17 protein-coding genes and 1 tRNA gene are annotated in these 18,409 nt (G+C 53.2%); 8 read left to right on the top strand and 10 right to left on the bottom strand.

All coding sequences use genetic code 11. The features are described 5' to 3' along the window. The first annotated feature begins 43 nt into the window (after positions 1 to 43). From ACN0VM_RS10485 to ACN0VM_RS10500, 4 genes are all read left to right on the top strand, one after another. Positions 44 to 370 carry a hypothetical protein gene (locus ACN0VM_RS10485; protein WP_417450831.1) on the top strand — a complete coding sequence of 109 codons (327 nt, stop codon included), beginning with the start codon at positions 44 to 46 and terminating at the stop codon, positions 368 to 370. 64 nt (positions 371 to 434) lie between these two features. Beyond that, positions 435 to 1,463, top strand: coding sequence for a GTP 3',8-cyclase MoaA (gene moaA / locus ACN0VM_RS10490; RefSeq protein WP_417450832.1), 1,029 nt, complete (start codon positions 435 to 437; stop codon positions 1,461 to 1,463). An 83-nt stretch (positions 1,464 to 1,546) separates the two neighbouring features. Beyond that, positions 1,547 to 2,305, top strand: a complete 759-nt coding sequence (locus tag ACN0VM_RS10495; protein WP_417450833.1) for an NAD kinase — start codon at positions 1,547 to 1,549, stop codon at positions 2,303 to 2,305. An 83-nt stretch (positions 2,306 to 2,388) separates the two neighbouring features. Next, positions 2,389 to 3,900 (top strand): S10 family peptidase, encoded by a 1,512-nt coding sequence (locus ACN0VM_RS10500; protein WP_417450834.1) that lies wholly within the window; start codon positions 2,389 to 2,391, stop codon positions 3,898 to 3,900. 74 nt (positions 3,901 to 3,974) lie between these two features. Here ACN0VM_RS10500 and ACN0VM_RS10505 read toward each other — a convergent pair whose 3' ends face one another. The 5 genes from ACN0VM_RS10505 to flgK all read right to left on the bottom strand — a co-directional run bounded on the left by ACN0VM_RS10505 (position 3,975) and on the right by flgK (position 10,723). Then, complete coding sequence (locus ACN0VM_RS10505) at positions 3,975 to 5,681, bottom strand: ATP-binding protein (protein WP_417450835.1); 1,707 nt, start codon at positions 5,679 to 5,681, stop codon at positions 3,975 to 3,977. A gap of 48 nt (positions 5,682 to 5,729) precedes the next feature. Then, a complete protein-coding gene (locus tag ACN0VM_RS10510) occupies positions 5,730 to 6,848 on the bottom strand; it encodes a DUF2336 domain-containing protein (protein ID WP_417450836.1) in 1,119 nt (372 codons plus the stop codon). A gap of 253 nt (positions 6,849 to 7,101) precedes the next feature. Continuing rightward, positions 7,102 to 7,602, bottom strand: coding sequence for a flavin reductase family protein (locus tag ACN0VM_RS10515; protein ID WP_417450837.1), 501 nt, complete (start codon positions 7,600 to 7,602; stop codon positions 7,102 to 7,104). 71 nt (positions 7,603 to 7,673) lie between these two features. Beyond that, positions 7,674 to 8,591 carry a flagellin gene (locus ACN0VM_RS10520; protein WP_417450838.1) on the bottom strand — a complete coding sequence of 306 codons (918 nt, stop codon included), beginning with the start codon at positions 8,589 to 8,591 and terminating at the stop codon, positions 7,674 to 7,676. 11 nt (positions 8,592 to 8,602) lie between these two features. Further along, positions 8,603 to 10,723: a flagellar hook-associated protein FlgK gene (flgK, locus tag ACN0VM_RS10525; RefSeq protein ID WP_417450839.1), complete on the bottom strand. Its 2,121-nt coding sequence runs from the start codon at positions 10,721 to 10,723 to the stop codon at positions 8,603 to 8,605. A 335-nt stretch (positions 10,724 to 11,058) separates the two neighbouring features. Here flgK and ACN0VM_RS10530 point away from each other — a divergent pair, with 335 nt between their 5' ends. Continuing rightward, complete coding sequence (locus ACN0VM_RS10530) at positions 11,059 to 11,571, top strand: S24 family peptidase (RefSeq protein WP_417450840.1); 513 nt, start codon at positions 11,059 to 11,061, stop codon at positions 11,569 to 11,571. A gap of 77 nt (positions 11,572 to 11,648) precedes the next feature. After that, the gene (locus ACN0VM_RS10535) at positions 11,649 to 12,893 is read left to right on the top strand and encodes a hypothetical protein (protein WP_417450841.1); all 1,245 of its coding nucleotides are present in this window, start codon (positions 11,649 to 11,651) and stop codon (positions 12,891 to 12,893) included. A 3-nt stretch (positions 12,894 to 12,896) separates the two neighbouring features. On the opposite strand, the gene ACN0VM_RS10540 is transcribed toward ACN0VM_RS10535, so the two are convergent. Next, positions 12,897 to 12,983 (bottom strand) — tRNA-Leu (locus ACN0VM_RS10540). A 100-nt stretch (positions 12,984 to 13,083) separates the two neighbouring features. Next, complete coding sequence (locus ACN0VM_RS10545; protein WP_417450842.1) at positions 13,084 to 13,836, bottom strand: competence/damage-inducible protein A; 753 nt, start codon at positions 13,834 to 13,836, stop codon at positions 13,084 to 13,086. Positions 13,837 to 13,994: 158 nt separating this feature from the next. On the opposite strand from ACN0VM_RS10545, the gene ACN0VM_RS10550 reads away from it, so the two are divergent. Further along, on the top strand, positions 13,995 to 15,098 hold the full coding sequence (locus ACN0VM_RS10550) for an S-(hydroxymethyl)glutathione dehydrogenase/class III alcohol dehydrogenase (RefSeq protein ID WP_417450843.1): 1,104 nt from the start codon (positions 13,995 to 13,997) through the stop codon (positions 15,096 to 15,098). Continuing rightward, a complete protein-coding gene (gene fghA / locus ACN0VM_RS10555; RefSeq protein ID WP_417450844.1) occupies positions 15,098 to 15,934 on the top strand; it encodes an S-formylglutathione hydrolase in 837 nt (278 codons plus the stop codon). Before ACN0VM_RS10550 ends, fghA begins: the two co-directional genes overlap by 1 nt. 56 nt (positions 15,935 to 15,990) lie before the next feature. Here the strand turns inward: fghA and purB are convergent, their stop codons facing one another. The 3 genes from purB to ACN0VM_RS10570 all read right to left on the bottom strand — a co-directional run bounded on the left by purB (position 15,991) and on the right by ACN0VM_RS10570 (position 18,387). Continuing rightward, the gene (gene purB, locus ACN0VM_RS10560) at positions 15,991 to 17,292 is read right to left on the bottom strand and encodes an adenylosuccinate lyase (protein ID WP_417450845.1); all 1,302 of its coding nucleotides are present in this window, start codon (positions 17,290 to 17,292) and stop codon (positions 15,991 to 15,993) included. A gap of 100 nt (positions 17,293 to 17,392) precedes the next feature. After that, positions 17,393 to 17,890 (bottom strand): CYTH domain-containing protein, encoded by a 498-nt coding sequence (locus ACN0VM_RS10565; protein WP_417450846.1) that lies wholly within the window; start codon positions 17,888 to 17,890, stop codon positions 17,393 to 17,395. Positions 17,891 to 17,904: 14 nt separating this feature from the next. Continuing rightward, positions 17,905 to 18,387 (bottom strand): NUDIX domain-containing protein, encoded by a 483-nt coding sequence (locus ACN0VM_RS10570; protein ID WP_417450847.1) that lies wholly within the window; start codon positions 18,385 to 18,387, stop codon positions 17,905 to 17,907. Between the last annotated feature and the right edge of the window lie 22 nt (positions 18,388 to 18,409).

Below are 18,409 nucleotides of genomic sequence, written 5' to 3' on the forward strand. Positions count from 1 at the left end.
AAAATATGTGTATGATGACGATGAATCCAAAGGATCAAAGAATATGATCAAAGCGCTAAACACCGCCACCACCGGCATGCTGCAGGCCGAACGCCGCGCAACCGACATCGCCAGAGATATTCTCAAGTCTTCGGCCGAAGCAGCGTCATTCACACTTGATGTAACCGAGGGCATTGCTGATAAGGCCCCGCCGATACCCGCGACAGGTGGCACACCTTTGGCGCAAAGCACGAGTAACACTCCCGGCTATTCCGAGCTTTTGCAGCAGATGGTTGACCTCAAAGCTGAAGAACAATCCTTCAAAGCCAATGCCAAGGCTTTCCAGCGCATCGATGAAACCCTTGGTTCGCTTCTGGACGACGAAGGCTGAGGTTTATAACCTTATCACATTCTAATGACTTGACGACGCGCTGATCACCGCCAACATTAGCGCAATGCCTGACAGTTTTTCACATACATCGGCTTCAATGCCGCTAAGGGACCCATTTGGGCGTGAGATAACTTATTTGCGCCTGTCGGTTACAGACCGCTGCGATCTGCGCTGTCGCTACTGTATGGCGGAGCATATGACCTTCCTGCCCAAGCCTGAAGTGCTGACACTGGAGGAGATGTTATCCCTTTCACGAGCGTTTATGGAGCGCGGCGTGAGGCGCATTCGTCTCACAGGCGGTGAGCCGCTCGTGCGCAAGAACATCCTGTGGCTAATTGAGCAACTTGGTGAAGAAGTAAAGCGCGGAAATCTGGATGAAATCACGCTCACGACTAATGGCACACAATTGGCGCACATGGCACAAAAACTTGCACAATTTGGGCTCAGGCGTGTCAATGTTTCACTCGACACGCTAGATCCGCAGAAGTTCGCCACTATTACACGGCGGGACCGGCTTGAAGATGTGCTTAATGGCATCAAAGCTGCACGCGACGCTGGCATCAGGGTCAAGATCAATACTGTCGCGCTTAAAGGTAATAATGAGGCGGAACTGCCCGATATTCTTGACTGGTGCATCAGCGAAGACCTTGATCTGACATTGATAGAAACCATGCCGCTGGGGGAGGTCGCAGATGCACGGGAAAACCATTATCTTCCGCTGACTGCGGTGCTGCCCAGACTTGAGACGCGCTGGAAACTTACACCTTCCGACCACCGTACCGGCGGGCCCGCGCGTTACTACACCATTGTAGAAACTGGCAGAAAACTTGGCCTCATTACGCCGCTGACCGGCAACTTCTGCGATGGCTGTAACCGCGTGAGGGTCACCTGTACAGGTCGCATTTATATGTGTCTGGGGCAGGATGATCACGTGGACCTGCGCGCCGCACTGAGGTCCGACAATCCACAGGCTAATCTGCACTCAGCACTCGACAGGGCGATTGGCGCGAAACCAAAAGGCCACGATTTTGCCATGGCTGAGGGCCGTATGGTCGGTCAGGTCAACCGTCACATGAGCCACACCGGCGGCTGATCACCTTCCCTTTCTGGTATGAAAATCCCCTCGCCCTCGCGCAATTTTTCCCTATACTGCGTCGCATATAGGGACGGAAACATATGAAAATCGCGATTATCGCCAGCGAATTTGGCGAAGCCGCCAAGGCGGCCCAACAGTTACGGAACCGGTATAAGGCCGTCGGTACAAAGGATGCCGACGTTATCGTTGCTCTTGGTGGTGACGGATTTATGCTGCAGACGCTGCATGCCTATATGGGCCGCGACATCCCGATTTTCGGCATGAACAAGGGCACCGTCGGTTTCCTGATGAACGAGTTTGATGATCAGGAATTAACCGACCGCATAGCCAGTGCCGATAGCTACACCATGCATCCATTGCGCATGCGCGCCACACGCTGTGACGGTGAAGTGGTTGAATATCTTGCCGTGAATGAGGTTTCCCTGCTGCGGGAAACCCGGCAAGCAGCAAAAATCCGCATCTCGATCGACGGAAAAGTACGCATGCCGGAACTGGTGGGGGACGGAGTGCTCGTCTCCACACCTGCAGGCAGTACTGCCTATAACCTCTCCGCGCATGGGCCCATTATTCCGCTGGATGCTGGCTTGCTGGCGCTGACACCACTTTCCGCCTTCCGACCACGGCGCTGGCGTGGCGCTTTGTTGCCCCATCACGTTTGCGTGTCTTTTACCGTCAACCAGCCACAAAAGCGGCCCGTGTCTGCTGTGGCCGACATGCATGAAGTACGCGATGTGCGGCACGTGGTGGTAGAAGAAGCGCGCGATGTTTCTTTCACGCTGATGTTTGATAAAGAACACACGCTCGCGGAGCGTATTTTTACCGAACAGTTCGCCTACTGATATGCACAATTTGTCGCTTTTGGGCGGACAGACCATCCTCGCTGCGTTAGCGAGGGAGCAACGAAAATTCAGGGGGACAGACAGTGAATAAACTACCGAAAATTCTGACCAGCTTAACGCTGCTTAGCCTTGTAGCACTGCCGTCATATGCAGACGAGCATAAATCGAAGGAAAAGGCGGCGCCCGTTGAGGCTGCAAGGACCTATGAAACTGAAAAATCCGGCACTTTTAACGGTGTAAAACTGCGCTACAAGGCCATCGCGAGCGAAACACACCTCAAAAACGACAAAGGCGAAGAGACCGCTTCGATCTTCTCGGTGACCTACCTGCGGACAGACGTGAAATCGAATTCTGAGCGTCCGGTCTTCTTTATTTTTAATGGCGGTCCGGGCTCGGCAAGCCTTTGGCTGCACCTCGGTGTATACGGTCCCAAACGGGTAGTATTGCCGTCCGACGCAGTGGACGACGGCGCAGCCCCCTACCGCCTAGAAGACAACCCTCTTTCTATCCTTGATGCTGCCGACATGGTATTCATCGATCCGGTGGGTACCGGCTACAGTCGCGCCATTGGGAAAGGCGAAGGCAAAGATTTCTGGGGCATAGAAAATGATGCCAAATCAATCGCGGAATTTATCCGCCTGTGGCTGGTGAAAAACAAGCGCTGGAATAGCCCCAAATATCTGTCTGGCGAGAGTTACGGCACCACACGAGCAGCCGCCCTCATGGAAGAGTTGCAGGGTGGCTGGTCTGACATCGCGATGAACGGCATTGTGTTCATCTCCTCGATCCTTGATTTCCAGACCGCGCGCTACCAGCCCGGCAACGACACACCCTATATCTCTTACCTGCCAACTATGGCCGCGACAGCATGGTATCACGGCAAAGTCGATAGGGCTGGCCGTACGCTTGAAGGTTTTCTAGATGAGGTTCGGGCCTTTACCCTGGGCGATTACGCCAGTGCGCTTCTGCAGGGAAACCGGCTCAGCCAAGCCGCATTCGATGATATCGCCGCCAGGCTGGCCGGCTATACCGGCCTAAAGCTGCAATATGTGAGGAACGCGAATCTGCGCGTCAACAACATGCGCTTCATGAAGGAGCTTTTGCGTGACGAGGGTTATGTCACAGGACGCCTCGACAGCCGCTACAAAGGTCAGGACTATGAAGGTACAGGGGAGCGGTTTGACGGCGACCCATCAGGCTATGGCATCGACGCTGCATACACCGCAGGTATCTACCAGTACCTGCAAAATGACCTTGGTGTGGATATCGAGCGTCGCTACGAAGTGCTCTCCGGCACACCGGGCAAGCACTGGGCTGAACCACGCAAGCGCGGCTACAGCGAAGGTTATCCCAATGTCGCCCCCCATGTGGGCGAGGCCATGCGCCAGAACAAGGACTTCCGTGTTTTGGTTGCGAATGGTTACTACGATCTCGCAACGCCTTTCTTCGCGACGGAAAATACTTTCAACGCCAACGGTATAGACACAAGTCGTGTGGAGTTCACCTATTATGAAAGCGGCCACATGATGTATGTGCACCAGCCATCGATAGAAAAGCTTGTGACCGACATTCGCACCTTCCTAGAGGGTAAATAGAATAAAATTGGGGCGGCGCAGATTATCCCGCGCACGCCCCAACTCCCGTCCCGAATTTTTCCGGGTTATTTATTCTAGATAAAGTCTGTATCGTCGTTCACACCCGTTGCAACTGGCAGGGTTACCGTAAAGCGGCTGCCCTTACCTTCCTCGCTTTCAAGCGTAATATCTCCGCCCATCCTGCGAGCAAGTTCGCGGCTTATATGTAAGCCAAGACCGGTGCCTTCCTGCTTGCGCGAATAGATATGATCCGTCACCTGATGGAACTTCTCGAAAACATATTCCATATGATCTGGCGCAATCCCAACCCCATTATCCCAAACGGTAATTGCGACCTGCCCACCTGCTAGACCCTGTTTGATCTCTGCACCAATCCGCCCCTGTTCCGGGGTAAATTTAATCGCATTTGATAAAAGGTTTACAAATATCTGGGTGGTGCGGCGATCGTCTGCACGAATCCACGCGTCTGAAGCAACCTTCAGTCCGCTAATATCAAGCTTTTTTCGAAGTGCCACGTCCTCGTTCATTTTTACCGCTTTGGCAAACACCTGCTCCAACGAAAGGTCATCGATCGACAATGACAAACCACCACTTTCAATCACAGCGACGTCAAGGATATCATTGATCAACCCCAGAAGGTGCTGACCAGACTTCCGAATATCAGTCGCGTATGTGAGATACGACTTTTCGATAGCGCCAAAGGTCTGGTGTTCGAAAGCCTCCGCGAAACCAATAATCGCGTTCAGAGGTGTCCTGAGCTCATGACTCATCGCTGCAAGAAACTCATTTTTAGTACGCAGTGCACTCGTTGCCTGCACGGTCGCTTCATCAAGCGCCAGGTTTTTGCGCGTCAACTCCTTCAGCAAGGTCTCAAGGTTTTGCCTGATACAATCAGCCTCTCTCGCCTGCTTATACCGCGCTGTAACATCCATGCCGACCCCGCGATAACCGCGAAAATCGCCAGACTGCCGATCAAAAACCGGCACCGCAGACAGGTGAAACTTCAGTTCTCCACCGCTAGGTTCTGCGATTACAAACAACTGTTCCCTAAATGGCTTACGCGACTTGATACTGTTCGCCCCATCGAGCCGTCCGTCAAGGTTCGGCTCAAATCGGCCGAATTGCTCAAACCGTGATCCGATAAATAGAGAAGCGGGTTGCCCGACGATTGCAGTAAAACGATCCGACAGCGAACGGACACGCATATCTGCGTCACATTCAAAAAACCAATCCGAACTTGCACGTGCAAAATCCTGAAAACGGCTTTGGGTTCTGTTTGCTTCCTCAATGCCCCTGACTTGCGCTGTGACGTCCTCATAGGTTCCGGCCACAGCGACTATGTCACCGCGCTCATTTCGCACGGGAGAATGACGACCGAGGAAGACACGGTCATGCCCGTTGATGCGAACGATTTCTTCGGCGCGAACAGTGGTGTTGCTTGCCAGCACATCGTCGATAACGGGCTTGAGTGACGGCACCTGAAAACGGCCCGCGACCACCGCCTCGCCCGGTGCCAAAGTGACTTCACCAAGCGCCTTGTCAACAGACTTGTAGTGGTCGTTCACATGCATCACCGTTCCGTCTAAGGTGCAAACATAAAACGGCAATGACTCATCAACAATGATCCGGGCAACAAGCCCCATGACTTGTTCATTGGCTGCAGGTTGTCGGCTATCCTCACGACGCAGTGTCGCTCCGAACGCACCCTCCAACGTTTCACTGCCCCTATGCACAGCAAGGTCTACTATTTTATGATCATCCAACGAACTTTTCGTCTTCATTCAGATGTCCTCCCGAGCATGCCCCATCAAGCCCCCTACAGGCCGAGACTACTCCACCCTCTCTAGTTCTTCGATTGCTTCCTGATAAGCATTGTCGCGCTGCCACACCTGCAAAGCTCCCTTTGCATTGGCCTCGGATGTTGCATCAAAAAGCGCTAAAATATCTTTTAGTACACCGGGCGATTTAGCCCCTCCGCCCTCACGGGCCTGCACGACAAGCAGGTAAATGCTGGTAAACTGGTTGCGGTCGACCCCAACGGCCTTGGCAAGAACCGCAAAACTCTCCCCACCCTTATCGGTGAAAATACGCCATGCAGTGCGGAAATTAATCCCGCCAAGCTCGGCCAGCCCCGCTATAAACACTGCTACCCGCTGCTGCCGCAACGCGTTCACCAAAAACTGGATCGTCAACTCACCGTTTTCTACCATACGGCGGACAAGCTTTTGCGCCCGTACATAGGCACTTTGCTGATCGCCTTGGTCGACAAGAACGGTGTTCGCAGCTCTGCGCACCGCCTGTTCAAACAGCAGCGGGTCAACTTCAAAATCTGAAAGAATACGTTTGCGCAACGCGGCAGACACCCACCAATACATCCGATAAGCAAGATCCCCTGGCAGGTCGGAGCGCTGTAACAATGGCTCCTGAAAACGGTCTACCCTACGGGATTCTGCCACCAGATATTCCATCGCGCGCATGGAAATAGTTGTGTCGTGATTATTAAGAAGCGTTTCAATGACATCTTCACTGCCATATTCGACCAATGCATTGGAGACCTGCTCTGAAACGCCTTCCCGCATTGCAATAGCCATACGGTGCTCATCTGTTCGCATCCGGATGATCTCAATAAGATCAGGGTCCTTAAGAAGGGCACTTCTCTCAAGAATGGGGCGAGCGATTTCTATATCGTCGTTTGCCAAAACCGTTGCAATATCGGGCAAATCTACACCTGATGCTGCCAGTGAAGTAGACAGCTCCTTACGAATATCCGTTTCAACCTGACTAACGAGTTTTCCAAGAATATCTGACATCAGGGCACGCTCGTGCTCACTCAGACGACCATCGTCAGACAAGAATAGGTCCGTAATATTTTCAGCAAGGCGCGCCCGTCCCGCCGAAGATTTATTCTTCGCCAACAACAGCAATTCTTGCAATTCCTTGCTGACCAACGACTCTCTCCCGGCAGCCCCTTAAAGGCTGCGCCACCCCCACCTGGAGGCCATAAAGCGCTCACGCACCCATACATCAAAGGCAAGAATATAGATTCCAAGCTAAGAATCAATACCTTAGAGAAAAAAGCTCAGGTAGCAATCGCTAAGCCAATGAAAAAACACTATATATCGAATCATATAGATTCGCAGAGTCTATATATAGCGATTCGTGTTCTACAATTAGCCGTCAGGTGCCAAAGTCACTGCTATATCAGCCGAGCGGAGCCAGTGTCGCCCATTTGCCATCCATATAGCAGAGAGGGGCAGCGACCTGGTCAGAGAGCGACCTTACGGCCTCAATATTACCAATTACGATGGCATGACTGCCTGCATCCAGAATGCTCTCGACGCGGCAGTCGAAACCCACAAGTGCATCTCTGAGCAAAGGAGCCCCGGTCACGGCCGTCTCCCAATCACCGTCGCTGAAACGCTCAGTTTCCGGTTCGCCACTCAGGCCCGCGAACCTCATGGCCAAGTCCTTGTGCGCACTTCCCAGCACATTCACCGCCAGGGTGCGCCCCCGTGATACGATGTCGTAAGTTCCGCCTTGACGATTTATACAAGCCAGCAGGCGTGGCGGTTCAGCCGACAACGAGGTTACTGCCGTTGCCGTTAAGCCAGCCCAGACGTCTCCATCCGCCGCGGTCACGATATTCACCGCGCCACCAAGGCGGCGCATACCTTGCCGGAACTCTTCAGCTGAAACGGGCATTCAATTTCCTCACCAAGATTGGGATGCCCAATCTATCCCGCCGCGAGAGAATTGCAACGCCTTTGGCCTATCTAAAGGAAATTCAACAGCGACAATTGCGAAAGCGAGCCAATAGCTCGATAAGACGCTTCAAGCGCGATTTGATCATTATTTAGCCGGGTGATGGCTTCCGCAATATCCACATCTTCCAAGTCCGAGACAAACGTTTCAAGAAAGACTGCAGTATCCGTATGCTGATCACCCACCACCTCAAGCCGCTCATAGGCCAAGCCATTCGAGACATGAATTTGTCGCATATCGTCAATGGCAGCATCCAGAGAACCAAGTTGGGTTTGCAAAAAATCAAACTGGGCTTGGGACAACTCTCCTTGAAGCGGATCTAACTGATCAAAGTTGTACAGGTCTAGCATTTCCTGAAAAATGCCACCCGCAACATCGTCTGCCAGCAGACCAAACTCAAGATCGACGCCGTCTGCAATACGCGCCTCAAAGGCGACGTTACCATTATCAAAAGCATCTGCAACGGTTCCCAGCCCCGACAAGCCTGCGAGATCGTCCACATTTACCGGCTCAGCCCCAGTTTTAGCGCCGGAAAAAAGGTAGGTCCCATCGAAATTGGTATTGAGTGAATTCACCACAAATTTGAAAGACTGTTCCAGAAGTTCGGAGAAACCTTCCGCCTGACCGTTTGCCAACGTCGTCTGGATAGACTCCTTCATTTTTTGCATCGCATCGATCATACCGTCGAGCTGAACATCATTGGCATCCAGCTTACCGCGTATCGTGGATATCGTTTGCTGGTAGGTATCAACCCGAGCCTTAAAGGAGCGCGCGCCGAGCACTGTGCTGGTCTCACCTGCCAAGCCACTATACTCGTCGGTCTTTTTTCCGGTCGAAATCTGACGTTGGCCATCAAACAGCTGTTGCTGGTTGTTCATGATACTTCTGATCATGAGCTGCTGCTGGCCAAATGAGGATACACGAACCATTTTTCGTCTCCTTAAACCACCGCGAGGAGGTTATCGTAAAGTTCCTGCACGCTAGAAAGTACTCGCGCAGCGGCGCTATAAGCATTCTGGTAGACTATGAGGTTTGCCAACTCCTCATCCATATTGACGCCAGAGACATCAGCGTTGCGCTGCGCCACTTCCTGCTGCAAAGCAATGTTGTCAGCTTCAAGGTTTTCTGCACGCAAAGCTTGCAAACCCGCATTCCCGAGAAAACGCGCGACGTATTGGCTGAGCGTAACAGCACTTGGTTTCAGCTCTCCAGCCTCGGCAAAGTTAACCAGTGAGGTTTCAATTTGCTGGAACGCAAGTGCGCCCCGCTGATCACCGTCTGTCAGCACAACCTCGCCCACCGCGGCGCTGGTGTCAAAAACGGCGAGAGCAAGAAGGTTGGGGTCATTCTGGATAGCCTGATTCAGCTCCACACCTGACGCAGCATTGACATGGTACTGGTCGCCAACACCAAAGGCTTTTGTGAAGCTTAGGCCTGTTGCCGCGATGTTGGTGCTGTCGGAGACCACCTGCAAGCTGAGATTGGCGTACCCACCGCTCGCAGCGTAGGATAGTTGACCATCTGCCCCCAGGCTAAAATTAAAAAAGTTACCCAGTCCGGTTGCGCCATCGTTTAGCGCCGCGACCATATCATTGTATGTCGTGGTCGCCCCCACTGGTACTGTTACCGTTGCAAATTCACCGCCTGTTTCCTTCAGTATCCTGAAACTGATCGACTCGGTCGCGCCCATGCCATGCGTTTCTGTTCCGCTAAGGCCGGTTTCGTATATCCCGCTTGCCGAGGCAGAAAGCAGATCGTTCATTCCAAAATAATGGCTGAACCCACGACCTGCGCGATCACTGGGGCTTACTGCATCATCGGCAATGACAACGCCATTGGCCGCATTCGTCGCGCTGAAGCTCATAACACCGTTATCAAGTGACAGGCTACCAGCTCCGCCGAGCGCCGCATTGACCTGAGCCACGAGAGCGTCGAAGTCCGCAGGCGGTGTGCTATCGAAGTCTACCGTGACTTTCTGCACCAACTCGTTGTCGGCGTCGACCACTGCAAATGTCACAATGCCCGAGAACCCGGTGGCGTGACTGCCATCAACAATGGTTTGTTTACCCAGCATACTATTAGGCGGTGGCACTGCTGAAAACTGGTTTTGGACCGCGTTAAACTCGTCCATCGTCCGCGCTGACAGCTCTCCCAGAGACAGCGAAAGGTCCACAAGCTGCTCGTCCCGCATGGCAAGCAGTCCTGCAAGTTTTCCAGAACGAATATGCTGCGTGAAATCCTTGGATGATGAGGTCTGAGTATAGGTATCACCATCAACGTAATAAACATTTATGGTTGGGAACGCTGTACCCGCGTCGACAATACCCGGTGCATCATACTCAAGCTGCAATGGCGCCGAATCAAAAAGCGGATAACCCGACTGCGTCGAGACTGCGACACCCCCGGCCGACGTACGCTCCACCCTGATGTCTACCAGTTCAGATAACGTATTAAGCACTTGTGCCAGTTGCCCTTCAAGGCCGCCCGTCTCGCCGCCGGTACCGTTTTGTCGAACCAGAAGCGGGTTCAATTCAGCGATACGTTGAATTTGGGTGTTGATCTGATCAACTGTCTCGGAAATCTGCTGGCTGGCATCTGCCCGTAGAGTCTGTATTTGGTCCTGAAACAGGTTAATCTGGTCAGTAAAACTTTCGATTTCGGAGAGGGACTGTTGACGCCGCAATACATCAGCAGGATTCAGAGCGAGGTCTGACACTGCGGCGAAAATGTCATCGATACGGGCTGAGAGCGAACTGTTCGACGCCGGGTCACCCAGAATACCCTGAAGCCGGTCGTGGAATTCACGCTGAACGGCATATTCTGCCGTATTGGAACCTGCCGTCCGGAGTGCACTTTCCAGAAACCGGTCTACAACACGCTGAATTTCGGAGATGCTGACGCCGGCAGACGTGCCTTGAACAACCTGACTTTCGGTGACAACCCTGTTGCGGGCATAGCCGTCCGTATTCACATTAGCAATGTTGTTCGAGGTAACCCGGATAGCGGCCTGGTTGGTAAATAAACCACTAAGCGATGTGGACAGGATGTTGTTAAGCGACATTGACGTCCTCCCCCGATACCGGTTGGCACCCAAAGGCAAAAAATACCGTCAAACCCCCGGTCGCCCCGGCAACATGCGCACACTCGAACATGCCAGGAACAGCGACACTAGTGTCTGATTGTGATATTTTTTCCTTTAAAATCATTATCTTATCTTTTTGGCATTCTTGTTCATTTTTCAGCCGTCGGTGAACCACACAAACTGAGTACAGTGTCATCAGCAAAAGCCATGCCAAGCCCGCAGTTACCACTGACTAATTGAAAAATGCACCCTTACAACTTTTGCGCTTTTCTCAGCCTGCCAAATTTGCATAATAGAACAAAAGGAGAACATATATGTCAGCATCACCCCATTTAAGAGCCCGCTCCCGCCTTCACCGCATTCCGCCTCGCACATTTGCTGCGGGCAACTCTGTGGGCAGCTCACCCTCAAGACCCAGCCTTTCCGGCCTATGGTCATCCCAGTTCGTTCGCGACCTTCCTGTTTTAGGCCGCGCTCAGGGTGGTGCCGATGGCAACATCGTTATGGAAGATGGCGCGATCGACTGGGCATACCGTCCGACAGCGCTGGAGGGCGTCTCGGATGCTTTTGCTATACTTGTGACCGGAGAAAGCATGTTGCCTAAATATGCCGCCGGGGATCTGGTTTATATCAACCCTGAAAAGCAGCCGCACAAAGGCCGGTTTGTGCTGGTTGAGCTGGAGGGCCATCGCGGTCTAGTCAAACAGTTTGACCGCTGGGACGGAGATACACTGGTACTCCAGCAGTTCAACCCGGCTTCTGAACTCAGGTTTGCGCGCCAGGAAGTCCTGCGGGTATTGCTGATCATCGGCAGCATGGATGCCTGACATGGTACGCGTCGCGGCTTGCATCTCGGCGTACAGACGCATAAAGCTGCACATACCGCATTCAAAAGGCCAGCTTTATGCCCACACCTCTTACCTACCAAGCCGCACTTGACGACATCTTTACGTCCTATATGCAGGCAAAGCCACAACACAAGGGAAAGTTCGACCGAGAATTTCGGAACCCTGCGATTCTGGTCTCGCTTGCAGAAAACCTGGGCCTACTGCCCCAGGCGCCACAGACAATCCGAATTACAGGCAGCAAGGGTAAAGGTACCACGAGCCGCCTGACCGCCCGCTACCTTACGGCGCTGTCCTCGGAGAGCAGCGTCGGGCTTATGGTTTCCCCGGAGGATCTGGACCATACCGACCGCATGCAGGTAAACGGTGCAGAAATCAGCAAAACCGAATTTTCTTCCATATACACCGCGTTGCAGCCAGACCTGCACGCCGCCCTCGCACGGCTGCCGGAAGGGGGTTATCTGTCCCCCTCAGGGCTTTTTATGCTGGTCGCACTCGCATGGTTCAAGCAACGTCAGGTCGATTTTTATGTACTGGAAACAGGCCGGGGTGCCTTGTTCGACGAAGTTGGCCAAATCCCGAGCGCCGTCAGCGTTGTCACCAGCATATTTCTGGAACACCCGGCAAACCTGGGCCCAGGTCTTGATGACATTGCCCGTGACAAACTATCTATCGCGCAAACCTCCGGCACACTTGTTTGTCCACCTGAGGTCATGGCTGCTTATCCTGCATTGGTCGGCGCGAACTGTACGCCCTTGGCCAAGCCGGCGCAGTTTCCCGACCATCCAGGCTGGTTCAGCCGGAATGAGCAACTGGCGCGCACAGCAGCATCTGTCTTTCTTGACAGAACGGTAAGCCGGAAAGCGAGCGCACAGATCAACTTATCGTCACCTTCGTTTGGGTGGATTCGCTACCGCAACTGCACTATCTGCTATGAAGCCATCATCAACACGATGTCCGCGGACACCGCGTTATATGAAAACAAACTACTTGGTGCCAAAACCGTAGTGCTTGCCTCCCTGCCCGACGACAAGGACCGCAAGAACCTGCTGGCGACATTCAAGGCCTTCAGTCCAAGAGTGTATGAGGTCGCCCTTAGTGGGACTCGGGGCTACCTCAATTATGCTGAAACAGCCGAAGGCAATAATCTTGTGGCGACATTCGCTTTCGGTGACATTACGGCCATGCGCGACCTGCTGGACAGCATAATTGAGCGAGAGGCGCCAGAGACCCTTTATATTGCGGGTACACAAACCTATGTTCGGCTGTTCAAGCTGGCGATGGGCGATCTTTATAGTAGATGAAGGTGGTACCCGCAGCCGGACTCGAACCGGCACGACCATACGGTCTCAAGATTTTAAGTCTTGTGTGTCTACCAATTCCACCATGCGGGCACATATGCGGTGTAGGCAGATGGCGTTATAGACCAAAAAAAACCTACAGAACAATGCACAATTGACGTTCGGTAAAAATTAGTGGTGACCGTGCTGCCGGTTAATCAACGTCACTCGGTACATCCGTCGCGAAACCATTGTCCCGGCAGTACAGTTGCAGGTCGCTCATCGCATCCGCAACGGCGGTTTGATCGGGGCTGCGGACAACCACCTGCGCGCCCACTCCAGCGTGATAGAACGGATAGCTGCCAATACTGACCCCGCCATGTTTCTTCTGCAGTTTACCCAGACCGTCGGCAAGCTTGCTCTCGGCGGCATGGATTGTCAGCGCCTGTGTCCAGACCTTGCGACCACTGCGCAGAAGTGGTCGCAAGTCCTCAAGCATCGCCTGCATAATCTTAGGCACGCCTGCAAGGATAAAAACATTTTCTATATTAATACCCGGAGCTATCGAAACGGGGTTATCAACAAGTGTGCCGCCCTCGGGGACGCGGGCCATGCGTTGCCGCGCCGGTGTGAAGTTCTCGGTGCCGTAATAGGCCTCCATGCGTGCATAAGCTTCCTTGTGCGTCACCACCGATACGCCGAAAGCTGCTGCAATGCTGTCCACAGTTATGTCATCATGGGTCGGGCCAATACCACCCGTGGTGAAGAGATAATCATACCGGGTACGAAGCGCATTCACAGCATCAGCGATCTCAGCTTCAATGTCCGGCACCACACGCACTTCCTTGAGCTGGATGCCTGCTTCATTCAGCCAGGTTGCCAGATAGGCGATATTCTTATCCTGTGTGCGACCGGACAATATTTCGTCCCCGATCACCAGCAGGCTTGCACTTACGTCCTCAGCCATATTTGCTCCCGTCTTTGTGCGGTGTCCTTGAAGGCGCCACTTTATTTCGCTACACCAATTCCCAAGAAGGGTTGCACTCTAATCCGTCATTCGTTTTTAGTACACTCAGATATGACACTTGGATCATTAAAAACTATCAGGTTTGAGAAGGAAACATCATGAAAACACGTGCGGCTATAGCTTGGGGCGCGGGCAAGCCTCTGTCTGTTGAAGAAGTTGACCTTGAAGGCCCCAAAGCGGGCGAAGTGCTTGTTGAGCTCAAAGCTACCGGCGTTTGCCACACCGATGCGTTCACGCTTTCGGGCGATGACCCGGAAGGTGCTTTTCCCGCCATTCTCGGCCATGAAGGTGCCGGTGTTGTGCTGGAAGTGGGCGAGGGTGTGAAAAGCCTTAAACCCGGTGATCATGTGATCCCGCTTTACACGCCTGAATGCCGTGAATGCGATTATTGCCTCCACCCGAAAACCAACTTGTGCCAAAGCATACGCGAAACGCAGGGCAAGGGTGTGATGCCCGACGGCACCAGCCGCTTCTCCATTAGCGGTAAACCTATCCTGCATTATATGGGGTGCTCCACCTTTTCGAACCATACTGTGCTGCCTGAAATCGCCCTTGCAAAGGTGCGCAAGGATGCTCCGTTTGATAAAATCTGTTACATCGGCTGCGGCGTGACCACCGGTGTTGGCGCCGTTGCATTTGACGCCAAGGTTGAGCCGGGCTCAAACGTTGTCGTCTTTGGCCTTGGAGGCATTGGCCTTAATGTCATTCAAGGTGCACGTATGGTTGGCGCCAATAAAATTATCGGGGTGGACATCAACCCTGAGCGCGAGGCCATGGGGCGCCAATTCGGGATGACGGATTTCCTCAACCCCAAGGAATGTGACGTAATGCAGGCCATTATGGACCTCACCAATGGCGGCGCAGACTATAGCTTCGAGTGCATCGGCAATGTGAACACCATGCGCCAGGCTCTTGAGTGCTGCCACAAGGGCTGGGGTGAAAGCATCATCATCGGCGTGGCCGGCGCAGGGCAAGAAATCTCCACCCGCCCCTTCCAGTTGGTGACCGGCCGTGTATGGCGCGGCAGTGCATTTGGCGGCGCGCGTGGCCGTACGGACGTACCCAAAATTGTAGACTGGTACATGGACGGCAAGATCAACATTGACGATCTCATCACCCACACCATGCCGCTGGACGAAATCAACACAGCATTTGATCTGATGCACGAAGGCAAATCCATTCGCTCTGTGGTGATGTACTGATGTCGTTCGAAGTTGCCTCGGAAACGGCCTGCTTTGGTGGCACGCAAGGCTACTATAAACACCAGTCGTCCGAGCTTGGGTGTAAGATGCGTTTTTCCGTTTTTTCCCCCCCGCAAGCCCGGCACGGCGTGGTGCCGGTAGTATGGTATCTGTCAGGCCTGACCTGCACAGAAGATAACGCAACCGTCAAAGCCGGCTTCCAGCGTGTAGCCAGTGAGCTTGGTCTGATGGTCATCTGCCCAGACACCAGCCCTCGCGGTGACGATGTGCCGGACGAAGATGACTATGACTTTGGCAAGGGCGCTGGCTTTTATGTTGACGCGACGGAAGCGCCGTGGGCGGAAAATTTCCGCATGTACAGCTATGTCACACGCGAATTACCCAACGTGATCGCGAACAGCTTTCCGGCAGATATGGGCCGGCAGGGCATTACCGGCCATTCTATGGGGGGACATGGTGCACTGACAATCTGGCTCAAAAACCGGGACACGTATAAAAGCGTCTCTGCCTTCGCACCCATCGTCTCGCCACTGAATTGTCCTTGGGGCGAAAAAGCACTCTCTGGTTATCTGGGCACAGACCGCACTGCGTGGGCTGACTATGATGCTTGTGCGCTTCTGGAAAGGCACGGAGCGGACGAGATGGAAGTGTTGATTGACCAAGGCCTTGCGGACAATTTCCTCGCAGGCCAGCTTAGGCCGGAACTGTTTGAGGCCGCGTGTGAGAAGGTCAGCCAGAAACTCGTATTAAGGCGTCACCCCGGCTACGATCATAGCTATTTTTTCATCGCTACCTTTATCGAGGACCACCTGCGTCACCACGCGGCGGCCCTATGAGGCACGCAAAAGGGCGGCGCAAAGGCCGCCCTTTTCTTTCCCATCATACGCTTAGCTTATTCGCCAAACACGCGTTTGAAAATCGTGTCCACATGTTTGGTATGGTAATCCATATTAAAGAGCTCATCGAGTTCCTCGGACGAGACCTTCGCAGTCACAATCTCATCGGCTTTCAAGAGGTCAAGAAGCTGCAACTCGCCGCGGCTTTCCCAAACCTTCATCGCATTCGCCTGCACAAGCCGATAAGCGTCTTCACGGCTCACACCAGCCTGTGTCAGCTCCAGCAACACGCGCTGGCTGTTGGGTAGGCCACCCATTTTGTTCATGTTATCGAGCATATTGTCTGGATAGACAAGCAGTTGATCCATAACATTGGTGAGGCGGGAGAGGCTGAAATCAAGTGCGATGGTGGCGTCCGGGCCGATGTAACGCTCAACGGAGGAGTGGGAAATATCCCGCTCGTGCCATAGTGCGACGTTTTCCATCGCCGGGATGCACATTGCACGAATATAGCGTGCCTGCCCCGTAAGATTTTCGGTCAGGATAGGGTTCTTTTTGTGCGGCATCGCCGACGAGCCCTTCTGCCCCTTTGAGAAATACTCCTGCGCCTCAAGTACTTCAGTGCGCTGCAAATGGCGCACCTCAACCGACAGGCGTTCGATACAGCTTGCAATCACGGCCAGTACAGCAAAATACATCGCGTGGCGGTCCCGTGGAATGACCTGTGTGGATACCGGCTCAACCGCGAGACCCATCTGTTCCGCGACATATTCCTCGACGAATGGGTCGATGTTGGCAAAGGTGCCCACAGCACCGGAGATCGCGCAGGTTGCCACCTCGGCGCGTGCGTCTTTCATACGCTTAAGGCAACGATCAAACTCGGCATAGGCTTGTGCCATCTTCAGACCAAAGGTCACCGGCTCGGCGTGGATACCATGGCTACGACCGATACAAATGGTGTATTTATGCTCTTCCGCGCGACGTTTGAGCACGACAAGCAGTTTCTCGAGGTCTTCAATGATGATATCCGCCGCCTGCATCAACTGGACGGAAAGGCAGGTATCCAGAACATCAGAAGACGTCATGCCCTGATGCACAAAGCGTGCTTCATCGCCCACATGCTCAGCCAGGTTGGTCAGGAAAGCGATGACATCATGCTTTACTTCGCGCTCAATCTCGTCGATGCGGTCAATTTCCCACTGCCCACGCTCCCATACAGCCTTCGCAGCCGCTTCCGGGATCCGCCCCAGCTTGGCATTGGCATCACAGGCATGGGCCTCGATTTCGAACCAGATACGGAACCGGTTCTCGGCTTCCCAAATGTCGGTCATTTGTTTGCGGGCATAACGAGGGATCATGGGGCGCGCTCCTCAGGGAAAGTACGGAAATAAAAAATCTGCCGTCCTGCTATCAGAAACCGGCGCCTGCCGCAAGTTTCCTTGACAGCCCAATCAGTAGCTAGCCAGAGACTACAGGCTGGCAAAACTCCTCAAATGCATCCCGCCACAATGAAATCGGGTGGCTCGCGAGCGTCGAATTTTGAAACAGCCTGTCACCAGTCACTTCCCGCGTTACCCAATTCGGGCGCTCGAAGGCTTCATCTTCATGGCTTAACTCTATTTCGGCAAGCACAAGTCCCTTGTTGTCAGCCTTGAAAATGTCAACATCCCAGATGTGCACACCATGCTTGACTGCATAGCGCTTCTTGGAAATCGGCGGGTCAAGCGCCCTTTTCATGAGTTCCGCGCCTTCGGCTTTGCTAAGAGGACGCTCTATCTCTACGCGTCGTGCGCCTTTGCCTATCTTCAGGGTTAATATATACTCACCATCTATTTTACGGACACGCAGGGAGCGGCCCTCAGCACGCATCAGGTAGGCTTGTTCAATGGCTTTGAATTTTCTCGGTAGTTTTAACCGCGATTTATCGACCAGAAATTTACGTTCAATCTCGTACAAGATAGACCTGCAAGTTACAAAAGTCTGCCGTAGCGTGCGAAGCAAATATGCAGGGCGTTGGCATAACCCGGTTGGATATCTTTGATCTTGAATGTGCCCTTGGGACCCTTGAACTCGCCCCAGTTATGCTCATCCGATAGCGTCACTTTTATGTCAGCTGCATTTTTTTTGAGTTGACCATGAAAAACCAAAACCAGACGGTCGCCAAGTGTCGGATGATGTTTGACCCACGAGGAAATAAACTCAACCTTTTTGACCTTGATCCCAGACTCTTCTTTCACTTCGCGCTTTAGTGCGGCGAAAAGATCCTCACCTGTTTCAACTTTACCTCCAGGCAAATCAAAGATGCCACTATCCTTGCGCATCAAAAGAGCCTTGCCGTCGGCAGACATCAACACAACTTTTGCTGAAACGGGAAGGTCCTCAAGGGCCTCGCGGGTGGATTTTACCTGATCCCAATACATAGGTTTCTCAATCTCCGGACGGCACGGCGACATGCCTTGCCTCTGCGTTCCGTCC

This window comes from Kordiimonas sp., assembly GCF_048260245.1.
Classification (GTDB): Bacteria; Pseudomonadota; Alphaproteobacteria; order Sphingomonadales; family Kordiimonadaceae; genus Kordiimonas.